This is a genomic window from Pseudomonas quasicaspiana, from assembly GCF_021147825.1.
In the GTDB taxonomy this organism is placed as follows: Bacteria; Pseudomonadota; Gammaproteobacteria; order Pseudomonadales; family Pseudomonadaceae; genus Aquipseudomonas; species Aquipseudomonas quasicaspiana.
In genome coordinates this window covers 21,035-41,412 of record NZ_JAGTPI010000018.1, presented here as the reverse complement: position 1 = coordinate 41,412, position 20,378 = coordinate 21,035, and the positions used below count along the sequence as shown (strand labels likewise).

The window sequence follows — 20,378 nt, the reverse complement described above, 5'->3', positions numbered from 1 at the left end:
TATCTGCTCCACGAGGACCTGAGATGACTCAAATCGGAACTCCACTGTCGCCTGTCGCGACCCGCGTATTGCTCTGCGGTTGCGGTGAGCTGGGCAAGGAAGTCGTGATCGAACTGCAGCGCCTGGGCGTTGAAGTGATCGCTGTTGATCGTTATGCCAATGCGCCTGCCATGCAGGTTGCCCATCGCAGCCATGTGATCAACATGCTTGACGGTGCCGCGCTGCGTGCAGTGATCGAAGCCGAGAAACCGCACTACATCGTGCCGGAAATCGAGGCCATCGCCACCGCTACTCTGGTTGAGCTGGAAGCTGAAGGTTTCACGGTTATCCCGACGGCCCGCGCCACGCAATTGACCATGAACCGCGAAGGCATCCGTCGTCTGGCTGCTGAAGAGTTGGACCTGCCGACTTCGCCGTATCACTTCGCCGACACCTTTGAAGACTACAGCAAGGCAGTCCAGGACCTGGGCTTCCCGTGTGTGGTCAAGCCGGTGATGAGCTCGTCGGGCAAAGGCCAGAGTCTGTTACGTACTGCTGATGACGTGCAGAAAGCCTGGGATTACGCTCAGGAAGGCGGTCGTGCCGGTAAAGGTCGGGTGATCATCGAAGGATTCATCGACTTCGAATACGAAATCACTCTGCTGACCGTGCGCCACGCTGGCGGTACTACGTTCTGCGCGCCAGTGGGTCATCGCCAGGAAAAGGGCGACTATCAGGAATCCTGGCAGCCACAGGCAATGAGCCCGATTGCGTTGGCTGAGTCCGAGCGCGTTGCCAAGGCAGTGACCGAAGCTTTGGGTGGTCGCGGTCTGTTTGGTGTTGAGCTGTTCATCAAAGGTGATCAGGTCTGGTTCAGCGAAGTATCGCCGCGCCCTCATGACACAGGTCTGGTAACCCTGATTTCTCAGGACCTGTCGCAGTTTGCCTTGCACGCCCGCGCGATTCTGGGTTTGCCAATCCCGCAAATTCGCCAGTTCGGGCCATCGGCTTCTGCGGTGATTCTGGTGGAAGGCCAGTCCACTAATACCACTTTCGCCAACCTCAACGAGGCGCTGAGCGAGCCGGATACCGCGCTGCGCCTGTTCGGCAAGCCTGAGGTCAACGGCCAGCGCCGCATGGGCGTTGCTCTGGCTCGCGACGAGTCGATCGAAGCAGCACGTGCCAAGGCGACGCGTTCTTCGCGGGCTGTGAAGGTCCAGCTGTAACGCAAGCCCTGCAGGAAATGGCGCGGTGTCACTGACACCGCGCTATCGTGAAAACAGGCAGCGGCCTGTAGGAGCGCACGAGCACCGCGAGGCCGCGATAGCGGTGTATCAGGCAGGACGCCATCGCTGCCTCGCGGTGCTCGTGAGCTCCTACAGAAAATTGCGCTTCTCTGAGCTAAACGATTTTATCCAGATCCGCCTCACGCGTTTCCTTCAGGCACAGCACGGCAATCACGCTGATCAACGCTGCCGCCGATACATACCCGCCCACCCAGTTCAGTCCGCCCATCGCCACCAGTTTCTGGGCGAAGAAGGGCGCTACCGATGCGCCGACGATGCCTCCCAGGTTGTAGGCCGCTGACGCGCCGGTGTAGCGCACACGGGTCGGAAACAGCTCGGGTAACATTGCGCCCATGGGTGCGAAGGTCACGCCCATCAGGAATAGTTCGATACACAGAAACATCGCCACCGCCCATGTCGTGCCGTGGGTCAGCAACGGCTCCATGGTGAAACCGGACAGGATCGCTAGCACGCCACCAATGATCAGCACCGGGCGACGTCCGAAGCGGTCACTGGCCCATGCCGCCAGCGGAGTCGCTGCTGCCATGAACAGTACTGCGAAGCACAGCAGGGCGAGGAAGGTCTCACGGCTATAGCCGAGGGTTGATACGCCGTAGCTCAGGGAAAACACCGTTGAGATGTAGAACAGCGCATAACAGACCACCATTGATGCGGCGCCCAGTAATACCGGCGCCCAGTACTGGCTGAACAGCTCCACTATTGGCATCTTCACACGTTCGTGGCGGGCGATGGCGTTGGTGAAGACCGGGGTTTCTTCCAGCTTCAGTCGCACATAGAGCCCAACCATTACCAGTGCCGCACTCAGGAGGAACGGGATTCGCCAGCCCCATGAGCGAAACTGTTCGTCATCCAGCGTCATGGCCAGTGTCAGGAATAGCCCGTTCGCGGCGAGGAAACCAATCGAAGGGCCGAGTTGCGGGAACATACCGAACCAGGCGCGCTTGCCTTTGGGGGCGTTCTCCGTGGCAAGCAAGGCTGCGCCGCCCCATTCACCACCCAGTCCCAATCCCTGGCCGAAACGCAGCACGCACAACAGAATCGGTGCCCAGGCACCTATCGTCGCGTAACCCGGCAGTACGCCGATCAGCGTGGTGCACACGCCCATCAACAGCAGCGAGGCGACCAGCGTCGACTTGCGTCCGATACGATCGCCGAAATGGCCAAACAGCGCGGAGCCTAGCGGGCGGGCAAGGAAGGCGATACCAAACGTAAGAAACGCCGACAGCATTTGTGCGGTGCCGGACGTTTGCGGGAAAAACACCGGGCCGATCACCAGCGCAGCGGCGGTGGCGTACACGTAGAAATCGTAGAACTCGATGGCGGTGCCAATGAAGCTGGCGGTGGCGACACGTGTGGCAGAGTTGACCGGGCGAGCCGGTGCGCTCTCAGTTTCATGGGTGGCAGAAGTCGTAGTCATGCGGGTCTTCCTGACAGTCATAGTGCCTGTCGGTGATCGCCAGATACGACGATCCACGGCGGCATACATTAATTATTGTGGGTACAGCGCTGATCAGGTTAGCCCGGATAAGGGCGAGAGGCGTTGGTCATGCCGGGGGTAGGGCAGAGCCAGGGAGATGCGCGAGACGTTCAGGCTGAGTGACTGGCCGGATCACATGGGGTGCGGGTAGCACACGGATCGGCGGGCTGGGTAAGCGGCCCGATTATAGGAATCGAGTCGCCGGTATAACAAGAGGCTTCTGGCAAGGACGTCTGGCAAAAACGCCTGTTACGTTATCGAACGGCGGGTTTCTGCCACATCATGACCCGTGCGACACGGTTGTCTTCGGTTTCGAGAATTTCCAGACGATACGGCCCGATCTTCAGGCAAACCGCGCTTTCCGGAATGGTCTCCAGCGCTTCGGTGACCAGACCATTAAGAGTCTTGGGCCCATCGGACGGTAGATGCCACCCCAGGCTCTTGTTCAAATCGCGAATCGACGCAGCCCCATCTACCACCAGACGACCGTCGGCCTGTGGATGAATGTGCGGGTTGTTCAGGGTTTGCTCGTTTTCGAATTCGCCGACGATTTCTTCAAGAATGTCTTCGAGGCTGACGATGCCCAGCACCTCGCCGTATTCATCGACCACGACGCCCATGCGGCGCTGTTGCTTGTGGAAATTAAGCAGTTGCAACTGAAGCGGAGTGCTCTCCGGAACGAAGTACGGCTCATAGCACGCGGCGACGATCTGTTCTTTGGTCAATTCGCCCTTGGGCAGCAGATGACTGATCTGCCGGGTATTGAGTACGCCCTGAACCTGATTGATGTCGTTGTGGTAGACCGGCAGCCGGGTGTGGCGCGAAATGATCAGGCGCTCGACGATCTGTTCGATGCCGTCGTCGAGATTGACGCCATCCACTTCACTGCGTGGTACCAGAATGTCATTGACCGTGATGCTGTCCAGTGCATGAATGCCTGACAGCACGGGCGAGCGGCCGGGATGGTGCTCATTCACGCCGTCATGATGCGCGTGCGGGCGCTCGCCATCCTCATCGCCTGCGATAGCCTGCTTGTTGCGCGTGCCGAAGGGGCGCAGCAGCGTCCTGGCTAAGGAGTTGAACAGCCAGGCCAGCGGCCAGAGGATGATCATCGGAATACGCAGCAAGCTGTTGGCCATGTGCACGATGGCTTGCGGATGACGCGCCGCCAACCTGCGCGGGATGAGTTCGGCGAAGATCAGCGTGATGCTGGTGACAATGATCCAGGCCAGTGTCGGGCCGTTGTAAAACCAGTAGTTCACCGACAGTAAGGTGACGATTACGGTGATCAACACTTTGATAAGCGTGTTGGCGAGGATCAGGCTACCCAGCTCGAATTTAAGCTCTGGCCAGCTGGACGTGGGCAGGCGGTCGCCGTTGCGCAGCACTTTGAGGTGATGGTGGGCAGTTTCAATGGCCGTGAACAGGGCTGCCCAGAGAATCAACAGGACCACGACACCGAGCATCGGCGCGATTGGCAAATTATCCATAATCAGCGAACCGTCAGATGTGCAGAATGAATTCGCGGACCAGCTTGCTGCCGAAATAGGCCAGCATCAGCAGGCAGAAGCCGCCCAGGGTCCAGCGGATAGCCTTGTGTCCACGCCAGCCGAGACGGTTACGACCCCACAGCAGTACGCTGAACACGACCCAGGCCAGGCAGGCCAGCAGGGTTTTGTGCACCAGATGCTGCGCGAACAGGTTCTCGACGAAAAGCCAGCCTGAAATCAGAGACAGCGAAAGCAGCGACCAGCCGGCCCAGAGAAAACCAAACAGCAGGCTTTCCATGGTTTGCAGTGGCGGGAAATTCTTGATCAGCCCGGAAGGGTGCTTGTGTTTGAGTTGATGATCCTGCACCAGCAGCAGCAATGCCTGCACCACGGCAATGGTGAACATCCCGTAAGCGAGGATCGACAGCAGGATGTGACTCAGGATGCCCGGTTCTTCAACGATGGGTTGCACGGTGCCAACTGGCGCGAACTGCGCGAGCAACACGGTAACCATCCCCAGCGGGAATAAAAGCACGAGCAGGTTTTCAACCGGTATGCGCGTGGTCGCGAGCAGCGTGAGGGCAATCACCGCCACGGCAATCAGGCTGGCGGCGCTGAAAAAGTCCAGGCCAAGTCCGATGGGGCGGATCAACTGGGAGAAAAGTCCGAAGGCATGAGCAACAACGGCCAGCGTACCGAGCAGGCAAAGCAGCCGTTTGTCGGCGCGTTTCGCCTGGCTGAGGCGGATGCCTTGATAGATTGTCGCAGCGGCATAAAGGCAGGCGGCGGCGAGGCTGGGTAGCAGGCTGGGTGGCAAAGGGAACATAAATCCTGATGGACGGGCCTCTAAAGACGCTGAGTTTGGCATACAACCGTCATTTCACGAAAGACCACAGATGCAGACTCCATGGTGTCCGTGCCGCAGAGTCTTCGCTATAATCCGCGACCTGCTCAAGCCGCAGGCTCGCCGAGCGCCATTTTATAACGGGCCGGGCCGCATCAACCGGGGTTCGCCAAGAGCCTGAAAGGATCGCGCATGTTTGAAAATCTGACAGACCGTCTCTCGCAGACGCTGCGCCATGTAACTGGCAAGGCCAAGCTGACCGAGGACAACATCAAAGACACCTTGCGCGAAGTGCGTATGGCTTTGCTTGAGGCCGACGTTGCCTTGCCGGTCGTCAAAGACTTCGTCAACAAGGTCAAGGAGCGCGCTGTCGGCACCGAAGTGTCCCGCAGCCTGACGCCGGGCCAGGCTTTTGTGAAGATCGTTCAGGCCGAGCTGGAAGACATGATGGGGGCAGCCAACGAAGAGCTGACTCTTAATGTCACGCCGCCTGCCGTGATTCTGATGGCAGGTCTGCAGGGTGCCGGTAAGACCACTACTGCAGGCAAGCTGGCCAAATTCCTCAAAGAGCGCAAGAAGAAGACCGTCATGGTTGTGTCGGCCGACGTTTATCGTCCGGCGGCCATCAAGCAGCTTGAAACGCTGGCAGGCGACATCGGCGTTACGTTCTTCCCGTCCGACATCAGCCAGAAGCCGGTAGACATCGCTGAGGCGGCAATAAAGGAAGCGAAGCTCAAGTTCATCGACGTCGTCATTCTCGATACCGCGGGTCGCCTGCACATCGACGCGGAAATGATGGGCGAGATCCAGGCGCTGCACGCTGCGGTCAAACCGGCCGAGACGCTGTTCGTCGTAGACGCCATGACCGGTCAGGATGCTGCGAACACTGCCAAGGCGTTCGGTGATGCTCTGCCGTTGACTGGCGTGATCCTGACCAAAGTCGACGGTGATGCCCGAGGCGGTGCGGCGTTGTCCGTGCGTGCTATCACCGGCAAGCCGATCAAGTTCATCGGTATGGGCGAGAAGAGCGATGCGCTCGAGCCGTTCCACCCGGACCGTATTGCGTCGCGAATCCTGGGCATGGGCGACGTGCTCAGCCTGATCGAGCAGGCCGAACAGACCCTCGACAAGGACAAGGCCGACAAACTGGCCAAAAAGCTGAAGAAAGGTAAGGGCTTCGATCTCGAAGACTTCCGCGATCAGCTACAACAGATGAAAAACATGGGCGGCCTTGGCGGGCTCATGGACAAGCTGCCGAGTATCGGCGGCGTCAACCTGTCGCAAATGGGCAATGCCCAGGGCGTGGCAGAGAAGCAGTTCAAGCAGATGGAAGCCATCATCAACTCGATGACCCCTGCAGAGCGTCGCGATCCCGAGCTGATCAGTGGTTCGCGCAAGCGCCGCATCGCGATGGGGTCGGGCACGCAGGTGCAGGACATCGGGCGTCTGATCAAGCAGCACAAGCAGATGCAGAAGATGATGAAGAAGTTCTCCGCCAAAGGCGGAATGGCCAAAATGATGCGCGGCATGGGCGGAATGTTGCCCGGCGGCGGCATGCCAAAAATGTGATGTATCGCGCGCAGGAAGCTCTGCGCGCATTCCACATGGGGGCTCGCCCCTACGTAAATTCCCGCTTTGCGGGTCTACACCAGCCGTCGGAAGCGACGGCTCCCTGGCAAATCTGGATGATACAAGAGCATGTGTCAGAAAAAGACATTTGCAAAAGTCCGGATATTCCTTAGAATATGCGGCCTTTCGGGCACCTATGCCCGCTGTGCATCTTAGATTTGCAGCACCGACTACAGGAACGATGTTCAATGCTAACCATTCGTCTTGCTCTGGGCGGCTCCAAAAAGCGCCCGTTTTACCACCTGACTGTTACCGATAGCCGCAATGCGCGCGACGGTTCGCACAAGGAACAAATTGGCTTCTTCAACCCGGTTGCCCGTGGTCAGGAAGTTCGTTTGTCCGTGAACGAAGAGCGCGTTAACTACTGGCTGAGCGTGGGTGCACAAACATCCGAGCGCGTTGCCCAGTTGCTGAAAGAACACGCCAAGACCAAGGTCGCGGCCTGAGCAATATGAACGCGGCGCCTACGATTGCCGACGACTTGATCGTCATTGGCAAGATTTATTCGGTACATGGCGTTCGCGGCGAAGTGAAGGTCTTTTCCTTTACTGATCCGATTGGAAACCTGTTGGATTACAAAACCTGGACGCTTCGGCGCGAAGGCAGCGTTAAACAGGTAGAGCTGGTCAGCGGACGCTTGCAAAACAAGTTCCTGGTCGCAAAGCTCAAAGGTCTCGATGACCGTGAAGAAGCTCGTCTTCTGGCCGGTTTTGAAATCTGTGTGCCGCGCAACCTGTTCCCTGATCTCACCGATGGCGAGTACTACTGGTACCAGCTGGAGGGTCTCAAGGTTATCGACCATCAAGGGCAATTGCTCGGGAAGATCGATCATCTGCTGGAGACAGGCTCGAACGATGTAATGGTGGTCAAGCCCTGCGCTGGCAGCCTGGATGATCGCGAACGTTTGTTGCCCTATACGGAGCAATGCGTGTTGGCAGTTGATCTGGAAGCTGGCGAGATGAAGGTGGAATGGGATTCGGACTTCTAAGCAATGGCTAGCCTGCGCATAGAAGTGATCAGTCTGTTTCCCGAGATGTTTTCCGCCATCAGCGAATACGGCATTACCAGCCGTGCGGTGAAACAAGGGCTGTTACAGCTGACTTGTTGGAATCCGCGGGACTACACCACGGATCGACATCACACTGTTGACGATCGCCCATTTGGCGGTGGTCCGGGCATGGTGATGAAGATCAAGCCCCTTGAAGATGCTCTGGTTCAGGCCAGGCAAGCGGCAGGGGATGCGGCGAAGGTGATTTACCTGTCGCCACAAGGCCGCCAACTGAATCAGTCTGCGGTACGCGAACTGGCGCAGGGGGAAGCGATTATCCTCATCGCCGGTCGTTATGAAGGCATTGACGAGCGTTTTATTGATGCTCATGTCGATGAAGAGTGGTCGATTGGTGACTATGTACTGTCTGGCGGCGAGCTGCCGGCAATGGTGCTGATCGATGCGGTTACGCGGCTGCTGCCTGGAGCTTTAGGGCATGCGGACTCTGCGGAGGAAGATTCCTTCACTGATGGTCTGCTGGATTGCCCGCATTACACCCGACCGGAGGTGTATGCGGATCAGCGTGTTCCCGACGTGTTGCTAAGTGGCAATCACGCGCACATCCGGCGTTGGCGTTTACAGCAGTCCCTCGGGCGGACCTATGAACGACGCGCCGATCTTCTGGAAAGCCGCTCGCTTTCTGGAGAAGAGAAGAAGCTGCTCGCGGAATACATCCGCGAACGGGACGATAGTTAACGTATCGATGGTAGATCAGACGATTTACCTTAGGAGCACAGCATGACTAACAAAATCATCCTTGCACTCGAAGCAGAGCAGATGACCAAAGAGATCCCTACCTTTGCCCCGGGCGACACTGTTGTCGTGCAGGTGAAAGTGAAGGAAGGCGACCGCGCTCGTCTGCAGGCGTTTGAAGGCGTAGTAATTGCCAAGCGTAACCGTGGCGTGAACAGTGCCTTCACTGTTCGTAAAATCTCCAACGGTGTTGGCGTTGAGCGTACTTTCCAGACCTACAGCCCGCAAATCGACAGCCTGGCTGTGAAACGTCGCGGTGACGTTCGCAAAGCCAAACTGTACTACCTGCGTGACCTGTCCGGTAAAGCAGCTCGCATCAAGGAAAAACTGTCCTGAGTACAGTTTTTCGATGCAAGAAAAAAGCAGCCTAAGGGCTGCTTTTTTGCGTCTGGGGTTTTATTGTCCTCAGTCTGTAACTTATGTAGCACTGCTCAAGCGCGAATACCCATGTCTGCTATCGATGACCCTCTGATCGACCGGTTTCTTGATGCCCTTTGGCTGGAGAAGGGGCTCTCGGACAATACGCGTGATGCCTATCGCAGTGACCTTGCCCTGTTCAACGGCTGGTTGCAGGAGCAAGGCCTGGAATTGATCAATGTTGGACGCTCGGCGATTCTTGATCATCTGGCCTGGCGAGTGGACAAGGCCTACAAGCCTCGCTCCACGGCACGGTTTCTTTCAGGTGCACGTGGCTTCTACCGTTACCTGCTGAGAGAGAAACTGATTCAGGTCGATCCCACGCTGCAGGTGGATATGCCTCAGCTTGGCAGGCCATTGCCCAAGTCACTGTCGGAAGCAGACGTTGACGCGTTACTGGCTGCACCTGACCTGAGTGAAGCTATCGGCCAGCGGGATAAAGCCATGCTCGAAGTGCTTTATGCCTGTGGCTTGCGAGTCACCGAGCTGATCAGTCTGACCCTGGAGCAGGTCAATCTCCGTCAGGGTGTATTGAGGGTGATGGGCAAGGGCAGCAAGGAGCGTCTGGTCCCCATGGGCGAAGAGGCCATTGTCTGGATCGAACGCTACATGCGCGGGGCTCGCGATGAATTGCTGGCGGGGCGTCCCAGTGATGTGTTGTTTCCCAGTCAGCGGGGAGAGCAGATGACCCGCCAGACCTTTTGGCACCGGATCAAACATCAGGCCATGGTTGCAGGTATCAGCAAGTCGCTGTCGCCGCATACATTGCGGCATGCTTTCGCAACCCACTTGCTCAACCATGGCGCTGACTTGCGCGTGGTGCAGATGTTGTTGGGACACAGTGATCTGTCCACGACACAAATATATACCCATGTTGCCCGTGCCCGATTGCAGGACATGCACGCCAAACATCACCCGCGCGGCTGAAAGGTCAGGACGGTATCTTTTGCAGGCCGTCTGTGTCGGTCCGGGTAAGGTTTACGGCCCTTATGTGGTAGTCTTTGCCGGTTTCGCAGATTGAAGCTGACGGGCGCTTTTTTTGCCCAAGCCAGTCTGCCCACCGCCCGAGGAGTTTTCATGCGCGTGACCACGATTATCGCCGCCGCAGCCGTTGCGTTGGCCAGTACGTTCAGTATGTTTGCCCAGGCGGATGCTCCCGCCGATCAAGCCATTCGCAAGACCCTTGAATCGCTAAAGCTCGAGCTGCCGGTTGAAAGCATCGGTGCCAGCCCGTTAAGCGGTCTGTACGAAGTCAAACTCAAGGGCGGCCGCGTGCTGTATGCCAGCGCTGATGGCCAGTTCGTGATGCAGGGCTATCTGTTTCAGATCCAGGATGGCAAGCCGGTCAACCTGACCGAAAAGACCGAACGTCTGGCTATCGCCAAGACCATCAATGGTATTCCGACCGCCGAGATGGTGGTGTACCCGGCCATTGGCGAAACCAAATCGCATATCACTGTGTTCACCGACACCACTTGCCCGTATTGCCACAAGCTGCATGCCGAAGTGCCGCAGTTGAACAAAATGGGCATCGAAGTTCGTTACGTCGCTTTCCCACGCCAGGGGCTGGGCTCGCCGGGCGACGAACAACTGCAGGCTGTCTGGTGTTCCAAGGATCGCAAGGCTGCCATGGATCGCATGGTCGATGGCAAGAACATCGAGGCGCCCAAGTGCGCCAACCCTGTCACCAAACAATTTGAAGTGGGCCAATCGATCGGTGTGAACGGCACACCGGCCATCGTTTTGGCTGACGGCCAGTTGATTCCGGGTTACCAACCCGCTGCACAAGTGGCCAAACTGGCGCTCGGCGCCAAATAAGTCAGCGCGTCCCATGACCGTTGAGTAAATAGAGAGCCGTGTGTGATGCACGGCTGTTTTCCACGGTCGGTTCCAAGCCGGCCGTTTTTACGGGGAGTTCATAGTGAATCCGGTCAAAGTAGGCATCTGTGGGCTAGGTACCGTCGGTGGCGGTACCTTCAACGTACTTAAGCGTAACGCCGAGGAAATTGCCCGCCGCGCGGGTCGTGGAATCGAAGTGGCACAAATTGCCATGCGTACGCCAAACCCCAACTGCCAGATTACCGGTACACCGACCACCAGCGACGTCTTCGCGGTGGCAACCAACCCTGAAATCGATATCGTCATTGAGCTGATCGGCGGCTATACCGTAGCCCGCGATCTGGTTCTCAAGGCCATTGAAAACGGCAAGCATGTAGTCACTGCCAACAAAGCGCTGATTGCCGTGCACGGTAACGAAATTTTCGCCAAGGCGCGTGAGAAGGGCGTGATCGTAGCGTTTGAAGCTGCGGTTGCCGGCGGTATCCCGGTCATCAAGGCAATTCGTGAAGGTCTGTCGGCCAACCGCATCAACTGGGTTGCCGGGATCATCAACGGCACAGGTAACTTCATCCTGACCGAAATGCGCGAGAAAGGCCGTACCTTCCCTGACGTTCTGGCTGAGGCTCAGGCTCTGGGTTATGCCGAAGCCGATCCGACGTTCGATGTCGAAGGTATTGATGCTGCACACAAGCTGACCATTCTGGCGTCCATTGCCTTTGGTATCCCGCTGCAGTTCGACAAGGCCTACACCGAAGGCATCACCAGACTGACCACTGCTGACGTGAATTACGCCGAAGCGCTGGGTTATCGCATCAAACATCTGGGCGTCGCGCGCAGTACAGCTGCCGGTATCGAACTGCGGGTACACCCGACGCTGATTCCTGCTGATCGACTGATCGCCAACGTCAACGGCGTGATGAACGCAGTCATGGTCAATGGCGACGCTGCAGGCTCGACGCTGTTCTACGGCGCGGGTGCTGGCATGGAGCCTACCGCTTCGTCGGTGGTTGCCGATCTGGTCGATGTGGTGCGTGCGATGACGTCCGATCCGGAAAATCGCGTACCGCATCTGGCATTCCAGCCCGACTCGCTGTCTGCTCATCCGATTCTGCCGATCGAAGCCTGCGAAAGCGCGTATTACCTGCGCATCCAGGCCAAGGATCATCCGGGCGTGCTGGCTCAGGTGGCAAGCATTCTGTCGGAGCGCGGGATTAACATTGAGTCGATCATGCAGAAGGAAGTCGAAGAACATGACGGCCTGGTGCCGATGATTCTGTTGACCCATCGTGTGGTGGAACAGCGCATGAATGACGCCATTGAGGCCCTGGAAGCGGTGCAGGACGTGGTTGGCCCGGTAGTCCGGATCCGCGTCGAACATCTCAATTAAACACAGCGGCAAGCTACAAGCTACAAGCGGCAAGTGAGGGCGGACTGCTTTTGACTTGCAGCTTGCAGCTTGAAACTTGAAGCTCAAACCGAAGGTTTGAAATCTTATGCGCTACATCAGTACTCGCGGCCAGGCGCCGGCCCTGAATTTCGAAGACGTATTGCTGACTGGTCTGGCCAGCGACGGCGGCTTGTATGTGCCGGAAAACCTGCCTCGCTTTACCCAGGAAGAAATCGCTTCCTGGGCTGGGCTGCCTTATCACGAACTGGCCTTCCGGGTGATGCGCCCGTTCGTGACCGGCAGCATTCCGGATGCGGACTTCAAAAAGATCCTTGAAGAAACCTACGCCGTATTTGCCCACAGCTCGGTTGCGCCATTGCGTCAGTTGAATGGCAATGAGTGGGTGCTGGAACTGTTCCACGGGCCGACGCTGGCCTTCAAGGACTTCGCACTGCAATTGCTGGGTCGTCTGCTGGATTACGTGCTGGCCAAGCGTGGCGAGCGTGTAGTGATCATCGGTGCAACCTCCGGCGACACCGGTTCGGCAGCCATTGAAGGCTGCCGCAAGTGCGATAACGTCGATATCTTCATCCTGCACCCGCACAACCGGGTATCGGATGTACAGCGTCGGCAGATGACGACTATCTTCGGCGACAACATTCACAACATCGCTGTGGAAGGCAATTTCGATGATTGCCAGGAAATGGTCAAGAACAGCTTTGCTGACCAGAGTTTCCTCAAGGGCACGCGCCTGGTAGCCGTTAACTCGATCAACTGGGCGCGGATCATGGCTCAGATCGTCTACTACTTTCACGCCTCGCTGCAGTTGGGTGGCCCGGCGCGTTCTGTGTCGTTCTCGGTACCTACCGGCAACTTCGGCGATATTTTCGCGGGTTACCTGGCGCGCAATATGGGGCTGCCGATCAATCAGCTGATCGTCGCCACCAACCGCAACGACATTCTGCACCGTTTCATGAGCGGCAATCAGTATGTAAAAGAGACCTTGCACGCGACTTTGTCGCCATCCATGGACATCATGGTCTCGTCGAACTTCGAGCGTCTGCTGTTCGATATGCACGGTCGTAACGGTGCCACGCTCGCAGGCTTGATGGACAGCTTCAAACAAGGCGGTGGTTTCAGCGTCGACGAAGAGCGCTGGACCGAAACCCGCAAGCTGTTTGACTCTCTGGCTGTCAGCGACGCTGAAACCTGCGAGACCATTGCGGATGTTTTTGCAAAGACTGGCGAGGTGCTGGACCCGCATACTGCGATCGGTGTAAAGGCCGCTCGGGCCTGCCGTCGCAGCCTGGATACGCCGATGGTGATCCTCGGGACGGCGCATCCGGTCAAATTCCCGGAAGCAGTGGAGAAAGCGGGTGTAGGAAAAGCGCTCGAGCTACCTGCACATTTGTCTGATTTGTTCGAGCGGGACGAACGCTGCACGGTTTTGCCGAATGACCTGAAAGCCATACAGGCCTTCGTTAGTCAGCACGGCAACCGGGGTAAACCGCTCTAACGGTATATCCATGTAACAACTTAAGGCCCGCCCCCCAGCGGGCCTTCTCATTTCTGCATGCCACACTTCGGGAGTTTTAGACACTTACGGATGAGTTAGTCGCTGTGAAAATTGCAAGCAAAGGGAGCTTCTTCGAAGGCAAGAACCTCGCTCCCATAAAAAGCACACTGGTTGTGCTGTCACTATTACTGGCTGTGTTGTTCGTTCAGCCAAGCCATGCTGAGAGGAATCTTTCGTTCAGCCTGGTTGCGCCGTTCGTGGCTCTGGAGCCTCTGGAGTTATCTGCCTCGGATCGTGAATGGCTCGATGATCAACCTGCGCTACGCGTCGGGGTTGTTACCGTCGATTATGAGCCTGTGGATATCACCAGTGATCGCAACCGGTATCAGGGCATCACTGCCGATTATTTGAGTCTGATCGCCAGCAAGCTCAATGTGAGAATGCAGGTGCGCGGTTTTCCCAGGCCTGAAGGGGCAATCAACGCGCTGCGGGATGGCACCATCGACATTATTGCCACTGCCAATGATTTTGAGCGCGTTTTTGGCGACCTTCGGTTGTCGATGGGCTATATGCCTGATCGTTCGGTAGTCGTCGGACGCGGTAACGGGCGAGGTCTGGAGGAGTCGCTCAAGGGAAACAAGGTTGTGGTTCTTGAGGGCTACATGGATCTCCTGGCGGTGCAGATCGCCTACCCTGAGAGCGAAATCATTATTGCCCCCAGCCTCTTCAGTGCCATGGAGGCTGTGAGCCACGGAGAAGCAGATGTCTTCATTGGCAATGACGTCATCGTCCGCTCCTACATGGCGCTGCGTCCTTATCTTGGATTACAGGTTCTGTTTGACAGTCTTTTGCCTCAGGACAGCTTTTCATTTGCCGTGCGTTCGGACCAGACGCAGTTACTGTCTCTGATCGACACTGCGCTGGCCAGCCTGGGGTCCGCGATTACCCGGGAGATACTGGGACGCTGGACTCTGGGGCTGGGCGCTGACGCCAGCACTCAGCGAATCGCGCTAAGTCGTGCAGAAAGACGCTGGATCAGCAGGCACCCGGTGGTCACAGTTGCTTCTCAGCAGCACCCACCGTACATCTATCGTGATGGGGATGGGAATTGGGTCGGGCTCAATGTCGACATATTGAATCGAATTTCGCGCATCACCGGTCTGCGGTTCAAGCATGAAGAGGCCTTGAGCATTGAGCAGACGTTCAACCTCCTGCGTAGCGGTCAGGCCCAGATGAACACGACGCTTGCAGAGAATGCAGAGCGTCGGGAGATGCTCGATTTCAGCTATTCATTTGGCGGTAATAGCTGGGTATTCGTGTTGCGTGCAGGAGAGGCTTCTCTGCATTCACTGCGAGACCTGGCCGGGCGCACTCTGGCGTTGCCTGCCAGGCATGCTCTGGAAGGCATCATAAGGCGCGAGCATCCACGTATAAATTTAATCCTTACAGCCAACTATGAAGAAGCTCGCCAACTGGTCGCCTCCGGGGATGCTGTGGCGACGATTCAGAACGAGGCCGGGGCTTATCTGGATCCGCGAGGCGTGCTGAAAGTTGGTCGCAGTGTGGAGGGATGGTGGTCCTCTGACCGAATGACTGTCATCAAGTCTCAACCAGAACTGCTTAATATCATCAATAAGGCGCTGGAAGAGTTTCCGGTCAGCGAGATGCGTGCCATCCGCACAAGGTGGATGTCGTCTGCTGTGCAGCAGACCAGTCTGTTGAGCCGGATTCCCGGCTGGGTGTATTGGGGGCTAAGTGTCGCGCTGGCGCTGGGGCTGGTTTCGCTGATCTGGAGTAGCCGTCTCAAGGTTCAGATATTTCAGCGTCTCCAGGCCGAAGCGGCGCTCAACGACCAGTTGGTCTTCAAGCACGCGCTGTTTGACGGAATACCCAACCCGGTCTACGTCAGGGACCTGAAAGGGCGATTGATTTCCTGCAATCGAAGTTATGAAGAGAATCTGGGAATCAGCTTCGAGCAGATGAATGGTCGGCGCTTGATTGACGTGGAGCTGATACCTAGAGAAACCGCGGAGCAATTGCACGGGGATTACATCAAGCTGCTGGAAACGCGTCAGCCCATTTTCGCTGACCGCACCATGCTTCTGGGAGACAAGCAGATTGATGCCTTGCACTGGACGGTGCCTTTCTATCGTGCCGATGGCGAGGTTCAGGGATTGCTGGGTGGCTGGATCGACATCAGCGAGCGCAAGCGACTGGAAACTCAACTGTGTGAAGCCAAGGAGCAAGCGAACGCAGTCAATGACGCCAAAAAACTTTTCATGAAGGATGTCGGTCATGAAATGCGCAGAAATCTGGAAGTGATTGTCGGCTTTTTGGAATTGGAACTTAAGGAGGCTCTGCATAAGGGGCAGACGCCGTCCAGCTCTGTGGAAGTGGCCCTTGTTTCAGCCCGTTCGGTTCTCGAAATGATCGACGTTAGCGACGAGGCGGCGTGATGCGCAATCTCTCGATATTGTGCTTAGTACCGGTCGATGGTTTTTTCTCTGTCATGTTCGGCAGGCATGCTCGAACGGTGACATCGTTAAACCATCGAAACTTTCCATCGATGCCGATGGTCATTGATAAGCACCTTTGCATTCAAATTGTTGAGTGGTGATCCGGATGGAAAATATCAGCTTACTGCTAAGTGAAGCGCTGGCACCTTACCAGGCCGACCTTGGGCCTGTTGGACCATTGGGTGAGCGCCTGGTGTCTATCAAGGATGCAGCCGGTGCAGTAGTAATCGAGCGCACATTCACCGCAGCGCATCTGTGTGACAAACGCCAGCTGACGGATGTAGTTGATGGTTTGCGTCGTGATTTGATGGTGGCCGAAGGGCGCATCGAGCCTTGCGTGATTGCGGCAATGCGCAACGCAGCCCTGGGTCGTCCGTTCATCCCGGCGCCGGGCTTTGTTTGAAGTGATCTGGAACCTTACGGTCCATTAGTGCTCTGACTCTTTACGGCAGGTTCAGACACTGTGCTCCGGTGGCTCAACCTGTTCGTACTGGTCCCGAATGGACCACGGTTTACCCCGAGTAGTCTCCCCGCTGCTCGGGGTTTCTTTTTTTCAAGCCTGCGCAATTCCGTTTTACATGCCTGGCTTCTCGAAAAACGTTTTGGCGTCTTCCAGATATTCCTCGCGTTTTGAGGGCGGTAGCCACTGCGCATAGAATCCCACCAGCTTCGTCTCGCGCAGTATCCGCATCTCGCGATTGATGATCTCCATGGCTTGCCGACCCTGCACTGTGTTCGAGCAGCCTATATGCGTGAACTGGTATTTGGGAGCGCCTTTGACCGGCAAGAAGACCAGATCCTGTTCGGGTATTCCTTGCTGGCGTGCTTGATACAGCGCTTCCGGCCAATAGCTGATCAGACCTTGCAAGCGTCCCAGTCGCTCCATTTGCAATAAACTGCCAACGGCATCGCCGCCGTAATGCATGCTCAATTCGTCGTCCGCAACCTTGCTCAGAATCTGATCAATGACCAGTCCATAGCTGCGCTCGGCAACCACGCCTATCTTCACGGTCTTGCTTTTCAGCACGGCATCCAGATCGACCACGCTGCGATCCACATACGGAGTGAACTGGGCCATGTCCTGCTGGCGCACAATCAAACCGTTGCTGAATGCCGCAAAAGTCGGGATCGAAAATACAATGCTTTTGGCCCGTTCCTGCGTCCAGAGTAAGGTGGGGTCGCACGCAAACACGCCCTCCTTGAGCATTTGCATCCCGCGTGCACGGTTCACGCGCATCAGCAGATGGTCATATTCAGGCATCCGGGCGATGAGTAATGGCATCAGTCTGTCGACAGCGCCTTTTCCTTCATCAGGGCCGGAAAAAATCGTCGAAGGAGGCAAGTCCCTTAGCAGCCATATCAGCGTGTCCTTTGCATGGCTGAAGCGTGGCAGAGCCATGAGACTCAGCAGGGCGAGGCAGATGACCAGTGTCGGTCTGGCGGGATGCGAGTTGCGATAAGGCATCGCGGATGTCGTCCCCGGGAAATGGCTGGAGTATAGGCGTCAGATGACGCGCAGGAGAATAGACGCTCCAGGTCGAGCGTGCCGCGCAGTATCACTCATAACCCGTCGCCAGGAATATCGGGCTTTGCCTGACCCCCCTTAAGGGTATTTGTCACTGTGCAAACCGCTCCGGATCATCAACCACTGCAGACATCACAGCCAATCGGCTGGAGCGGGTCGTTCAATGGGGCTGCTTCGGGTAGACTTGCCGCCTTTCCCCGTATCTAGAAGCCCGTTCATGGCCCAGCCGTCCACGACCTACAAATTCGAACTCAACCTTACCGATCTTGATCGTGGGGTTTACGAAACCGTCAAACAGACCATTGCCCGTCATCCTTCGGAAACCGAGGAGCGTATGACCGTGCGCCTGCTGGCTTATGCCTTCTGGTACAACGAGCAGCTGTCTTTTGGTCGTGGCCTTTCTGATGTGGATGAGCCTGCGCTGTGGGAAAAAAGTCTTGATGACCGCGTCCTGCACTGGATCGAGGTTGGCCAGCCTGACTCTGATCGCCTGACATGGTGTTCGCGCCGTACCGAACGTACCAGTCTGCTGGCCTATGGCAGCCTGCGCGTGTGGGAAGGGAAGGTTATTCCGGCTATCAAGAACCTGAAAAACGTCAACGTCGCCGCTGTTCCGCAAGAAGTGCTCGAGGTGCTGGCCAAGGACATGCCGCGGGTCATCAAGTGGGATGTGATGATCAGCGAAGGGACCATATTCGTCACGGATGATCGTGGTCAGCATGAAGTCCAGCTGCAATGGCTTACCGGCGAGCGCGGCTGAGGTCGTCCAGGTCTCGACGCCTCCTGTAGGAGCGCACGAGCACCGCGAGTTCCTGCAGAAAAGCATTTAAATTCAGTTAGTCAGTTATTTAACGTCTGGTCGGAATCAAAAAAACCGCATGCGCATCGAACCTCGTCTCCTGCCGCAAACCCTGCCTTTTCTCGGCGATCTGCCGCCGTTGCTGACCCGGCTGTATGCCGCGCGGGGTGTGCTGTCAGAAGCCGAACTCGACAAGAGCCTGGCGCGGTTGATTCCTTATCAGCAACTCAAGGGGATCGATGCGGCGGTAGACTTGTTGGTCACGGCGCTGAACGAGCGGCAGCGGATCCTCATCGTTGGCGATTTTGATGCTGATGGCGCTACAGCAAGCACAGTAGGCGTGTTGGGGCTGAGGCTGCTGGGTGCCGCGCATGTTGATTATCTGGTGCCCAATCGCTTCGAGTACGGTTACGGCCTGACCCCGGAAATTGTCGCAGTTGCGCTGGAGCGCGAGCCTCAACTGCTGATGACTGTCGATAACGGCATCTCCAGCGTTGAAGGTGTCGCCGCGGCTAAAGCGGCAGGCCTGCAGGTGCTGGTCACCGATCACCACTTGCCAGGCCACGAACTGCCTGCGGCTGACGCTATCGTCAATCCCAATCAGCCAGGCTGCACGTTCCCAAGCAAGGCCCTGGCTGGCGTCGGGGTTATTTTCTATGTGTTGATGGCGTTGCGTGCGCGGCTGCGAGACAGTGGCTGGTTCGAGGCTAATCAGCGCGCACAACCCAACCTGGGCGAATTGCTGGATCTGGTCGCTTTGGGCAGCGTCGCCGACGTGGTGCCGCTGGATACCAATAATCGCATTCTGGTGCATCAGGGCTTGCTGCGTATACGCGCAGGCCGTGCGCGTCCAGGCCTGAAAGCGATTCTCGAAGTTGCACGTCGCGACCACAAACGGATTACCTCTACTGACCTGGGGTTCATTCTCGGGCCGCGACTGAACGCGGCGGGGCGTCTGGACGACATGAGTCTGGGTATCGAATGCCTGCTCTGCGAAGACGAAACCCTGGCCCGTGAAATGGCCGTGCAACTGGATGAGCTGAATCAGGACCGCAAATCCATTGAGCAAGGCATGCAGCGTGAGGCGCTGGCCCAGCTCAAGGACTTGCCGCTGGAGTCGATGCCGTTCGGCCTTTGCCTGTTCGAACCAGACTGGCACCAGGGGGTGATTGGCATCCTCGCGTCGCGCATGAAAGAGCGTTACCACCGTCCGACCATCGCATTCGCCAGTGCTGGTGAGGGCATGCTAAAGGGGTCCGCTCGCTCAGTACCCGGTTTCCACATTCGTGACGCACTGGACGCTGTGGCTGCCCACCATCCCGAACTGATCAGCAAGTTTGGCGGCCACGCAATGGCGGCGGGATTGTCATTGCCGGAGGAGAACTTCCCGGCGTTCGCCGAAGCTTTCGATGTAGAAGTGCGGCGCCAATTAAATGAAGAGGACCTGACCGGTCGTCTGCTGTCTGACGGCGCGTTGGCGGTCGAAGAATTTCACCTGGAGCTGGCCCGCGCACTGCGCAATGCAGGTCCGTGGGGTCAGCACTTCCCCGAGCCGCTGTTTCACGGTGTCTTCCAGCTGGTAGAGCAGCGGGTGGTAGGTGAGCGTCATCTGAAGATGGTGCTCAAGAGTGAGTGCGGCAGCGTGAAACTTGATGCCATCGCATTTGGTGTGGATCGTGATGTCTGGCCGAACCCGAACATCCGTTGGGTCGAACTGGCCTATAAACTGGATCTCAACGAGTTTCGCGGCAATGAAACCGTCCAGCTCATGGTCGCGCACATCGCGCCGCGCTAGGGCAAACAGCAGGAACCCTCAAAGGTATTGGGTTGTCGACTAGGCTTCAGGCACGTT

General features: G+C 57.1%; 18 protein-coding genes and 1 pseudogene. 14 read left to right on the top strand and 5 right to left on the bottom strand.

All coding sequences use genetic code 11. The annotated features are described in order from the left end of the window. Positions 1 to 23 precede the first annotated feature (23 nt). On the top strand, positions 24 to 1,205 hold the full coding sequence (purT, locus tag KDX30_RS13155) for a formate-dependent phosphoribosylglycinamide formyltransferase (protein ID WP_099267645.1): 1,182 nt from the start codon (positions 24 to 26) through the stop codon (positions 1,203 to 1,205). A gap of 175 nt (positions 1,206 to 1,380) precedes the next feature. Here purT and KDX30_RS13150 read toward each other — a convergent pair whose 3' ends face one another. The 3 genes from KDX30_RS13150 to KDX30_RS13140 all read right to left on the bottom strand — a co-directional run bounded on the left by KDX30_RS13150 (position 1,381) and on the right by KDX30_RS13140 (position 5,079). After that, on the bottom strand, positions 1,381 to 2,703 hold the full coding sequence (locus KDX30_RS13150; protein WP_231676188.1) for an MFS transporter: 1,323 nt from the start codon (positions 2,701 to 2,703) through the stop codon (positions 1,381 to 1,383). A 314-nt stretch (positions 2,704 to 3,017) separates the two neighbouring features. After that, the gene (locus tag KDX30_RS13145) at positions 3,018 to 4,253 is read right to left on the bottom strand and encodes an HlyC/CorC family transporter (protein WP_231676186.1); all 1,236 of its coding nucleotides are present in this window, start codon (positions 4,251 to 4,253) and stop codon (positions 3,018 to 3,020) included. A 13-nt stretch (positions 4,254 to 4,266) separates the two neighbouring features. Beyond that, positions 4,267 to 5,079 (bottom strand): cytochrome C assembly family protein, encoded by an 813-nt coding sequence (locus KDX30_RS13140; protein ID WP_122707835.1) that lies wholly within the window; start codon positions 5,077 to 5,079, stop codon positions 4,267 to 4,269. A gap of 210 nt (positions 5,080 to 5,289) precedes the next feature. On the opposite strand from KDX30_RS13140, the gene ffh reads away from it, so the two are divergent. The 10 genes and pseudogenes from ffh to KDX30_RS13090 all read left to right on the top strand — a co-directional run. Then, entirely contained in the window at positions 5,290 to 6,666 is a 1,377-nt protein-coding gene (gene ffh, locus KDX30_RS13135; protein ID WP_027902601.1) for a signal recognition particle protein, read from the top strand. Between the two features lie 248 nt (positions 6,667 to 6,914). After that, a complete protein-coding gene (gene rpsP / locus KDX30_RS13130; protein ID WP_027902602.1) occupies positions 6,915 to 7,172 on the top strand; it encodes a 30S ribosomal protein S16 in 258 nt (85 codons plus the stop codon). 5 nt (positions 7,173 to 7,177) lie between these two features. Further along, complete coding sequence (gene rimM, locus KDX30_RS13125; RefSeq protein ID WP_027902603.1) at positions 7,178 to 7,714, top strand: ribosome maturation factor RimM; 537 nt, start codon at positions 7,178 to 7,180, stop codon at positions 7,712 to 7,714. Between the two features lie 3 nt (positions 7,715 to 7,717). Continuing rightward, on the top strand, positions 7,718 to 8,470 hold the full coding sequence (gene trmD / locus KDX30_RS13120; protein WP_027902604.1) for a tRNA (guanosine(37)-N1)-methyltransferase TrmD: 753 nt from the start codon (positions 7,718 to 7,720) through the stop codon (positions 8,468 to 8,470). Positions 8,471 to 8,512: 42 nt separating this feature from the next. After that, a complete protein-coding gene (gene rplS, locus KDX30_RS13115) occupies positions 8,513 to 8,863 on the top strand; it encodes a 50S ribosomal protein L19 (protein ID WP_027902605.1) in 351 nt (116 codons plus the stop codon). 111 nt (positions 8,864 to 8,974) lie between these two features. Continuing rightward, on the top strand, positions 8,975 to 9,871 hold the full coding sequence (xerD, locus tag KDX30_RS13110) for a site-specific tyrosine recombinase XerD (RefSeq protein ID WP_027902606.1): 897 nt from the start codon (positions 8,975 to 8,977) through the stop codon (positions 9,869 to 9,871). Positions 9,872 to 10,021: 150 nt separating this feature from the next. Next, a complete protein-coding gene (locus tag KDX30_RS13105; protein ID WP_027902607.1) occupies positions 10,022 to 10,762 on the top strand; it encodes a DsbC family protein in 741 nt (246 codons plus the stop codon). 103 nt (positions 10,763 to 10,865) lie between these two features. After that, positions 10,866 to 12,170, top strand: a complete 1,305-nt coding sequence (locus tag KDX30_RS13100; RefSeq protein WP_231676170.1) for a homoserine dehydrogenase — start codon at positions 10,866 to 10,868, stop codon at positions 12,168 to 12,170. A 106-nt stretch (positions 12,171 to 12,276) separates the two neighbouring features. After that, positions 12,277 to 13,686: a threonine synthase gene (gene thrC, locus KDX30_RS13095; protein ID WP_027902609.1), complete on the top strand. Its 1,410-nt coding sequence runs from the start codon at positions 12,277 to 12,279 to the stop codon at positions 13,684 to 13,686. A 173-nt stretch (positions 13,687 to 13,859) separates the two neighbouring features. Further along, positions 13,860 to 16,139, top strand: a pseudogene (locus KDX30_RS13090) (transporter substrate-binding domain-containing protein); the annotation flags it as partial. Here KDX30_RS13090 and KDX30_RS13085 read toward each other — a convergent pair. Then, positions 16,123 to 16,266 carry a hypothetical protein gene (locus tag KDX30_RS13085; RefSeq protein WP_231676168.1) on the bottom strand — a complete coding sequence of 48 codons (144 nt, stop codon included), beginning with the start codon at positions 16,264 to 16,266 and terminating at the stop codon, positions 16,123 to 16,125. The pseudogene KDX30_RS13090 and the gene KDX30_RS13085 sit on opposite strands and share 17 nt — an antisense overlap. Positions 16,267 to 16,308: 42 nt before the next feature. Here KDX30_RS13085 and KDX30_RS13080 point away from each other — a divergent pair, with 42 nt between their 5' ends. Further along, complete coding sequence (locus KDX30_RS13080; RefSeq protein ID WP_027902610.1) at positions 16,309 to 16,605, top strand: DUF3509 domain-containing protein; 297 nt, start codon at positions 16,309 to 16,311, stop codon at positions 16,603 to 16,605. A 171-nt stretch (positions 16,606 to 16,776) separates the two neighbouring features. On the opposite strand, the gene KDX30_RS13075 is transcribed toward KDX30_RS13080, so the two are convergent. Continuing rightward, on the bottom strand, positions 16,777 to 17,667 hold the full coding sequence (locus tag KDX30_RS13075; RefSeq protein WP_231676166.1) for a TIGR02285 family protein: 891 nt from the start codon (positions 17,665 to 17,667) through the stop codon (positions 16,777 to 16,779). 277 nt (positions 17,668 to 17,944) lie between these two features. Between KDX30_RS13075 and KDX30_RS13070 the strand changes: the two genes are divergently transcribed. Both KDX30_RS13070 and recJ read left to right on the top strand, forming a co-directional pair. Next, positions 17,945 to 18,487, top strand: a complete 543-nt coding sequence (locus KDX30_RS13070) for a YaeQ family protein (protein WP_027902612.1) — start codon at positions 17,945 to 17,947, stop codon at positions 18,485 to 18,487. Positions 18,488 to 18,605: 118 nt separating this feature from the next. Then, positions 18,606 to 20,321, top strand: a complete 1,716-nt coding sequence (gene recJ, locus KDX30_RS13065; protein ID WP_027902613.1) for a single-stranded-DNA-specific exonuclease RecJ — start codon at positions 18,606 to 18,608, stop codon at positions 20,319 to 20,321. Positions 20,322 to 20,378 lie beyond the last annotated feature (57 nt).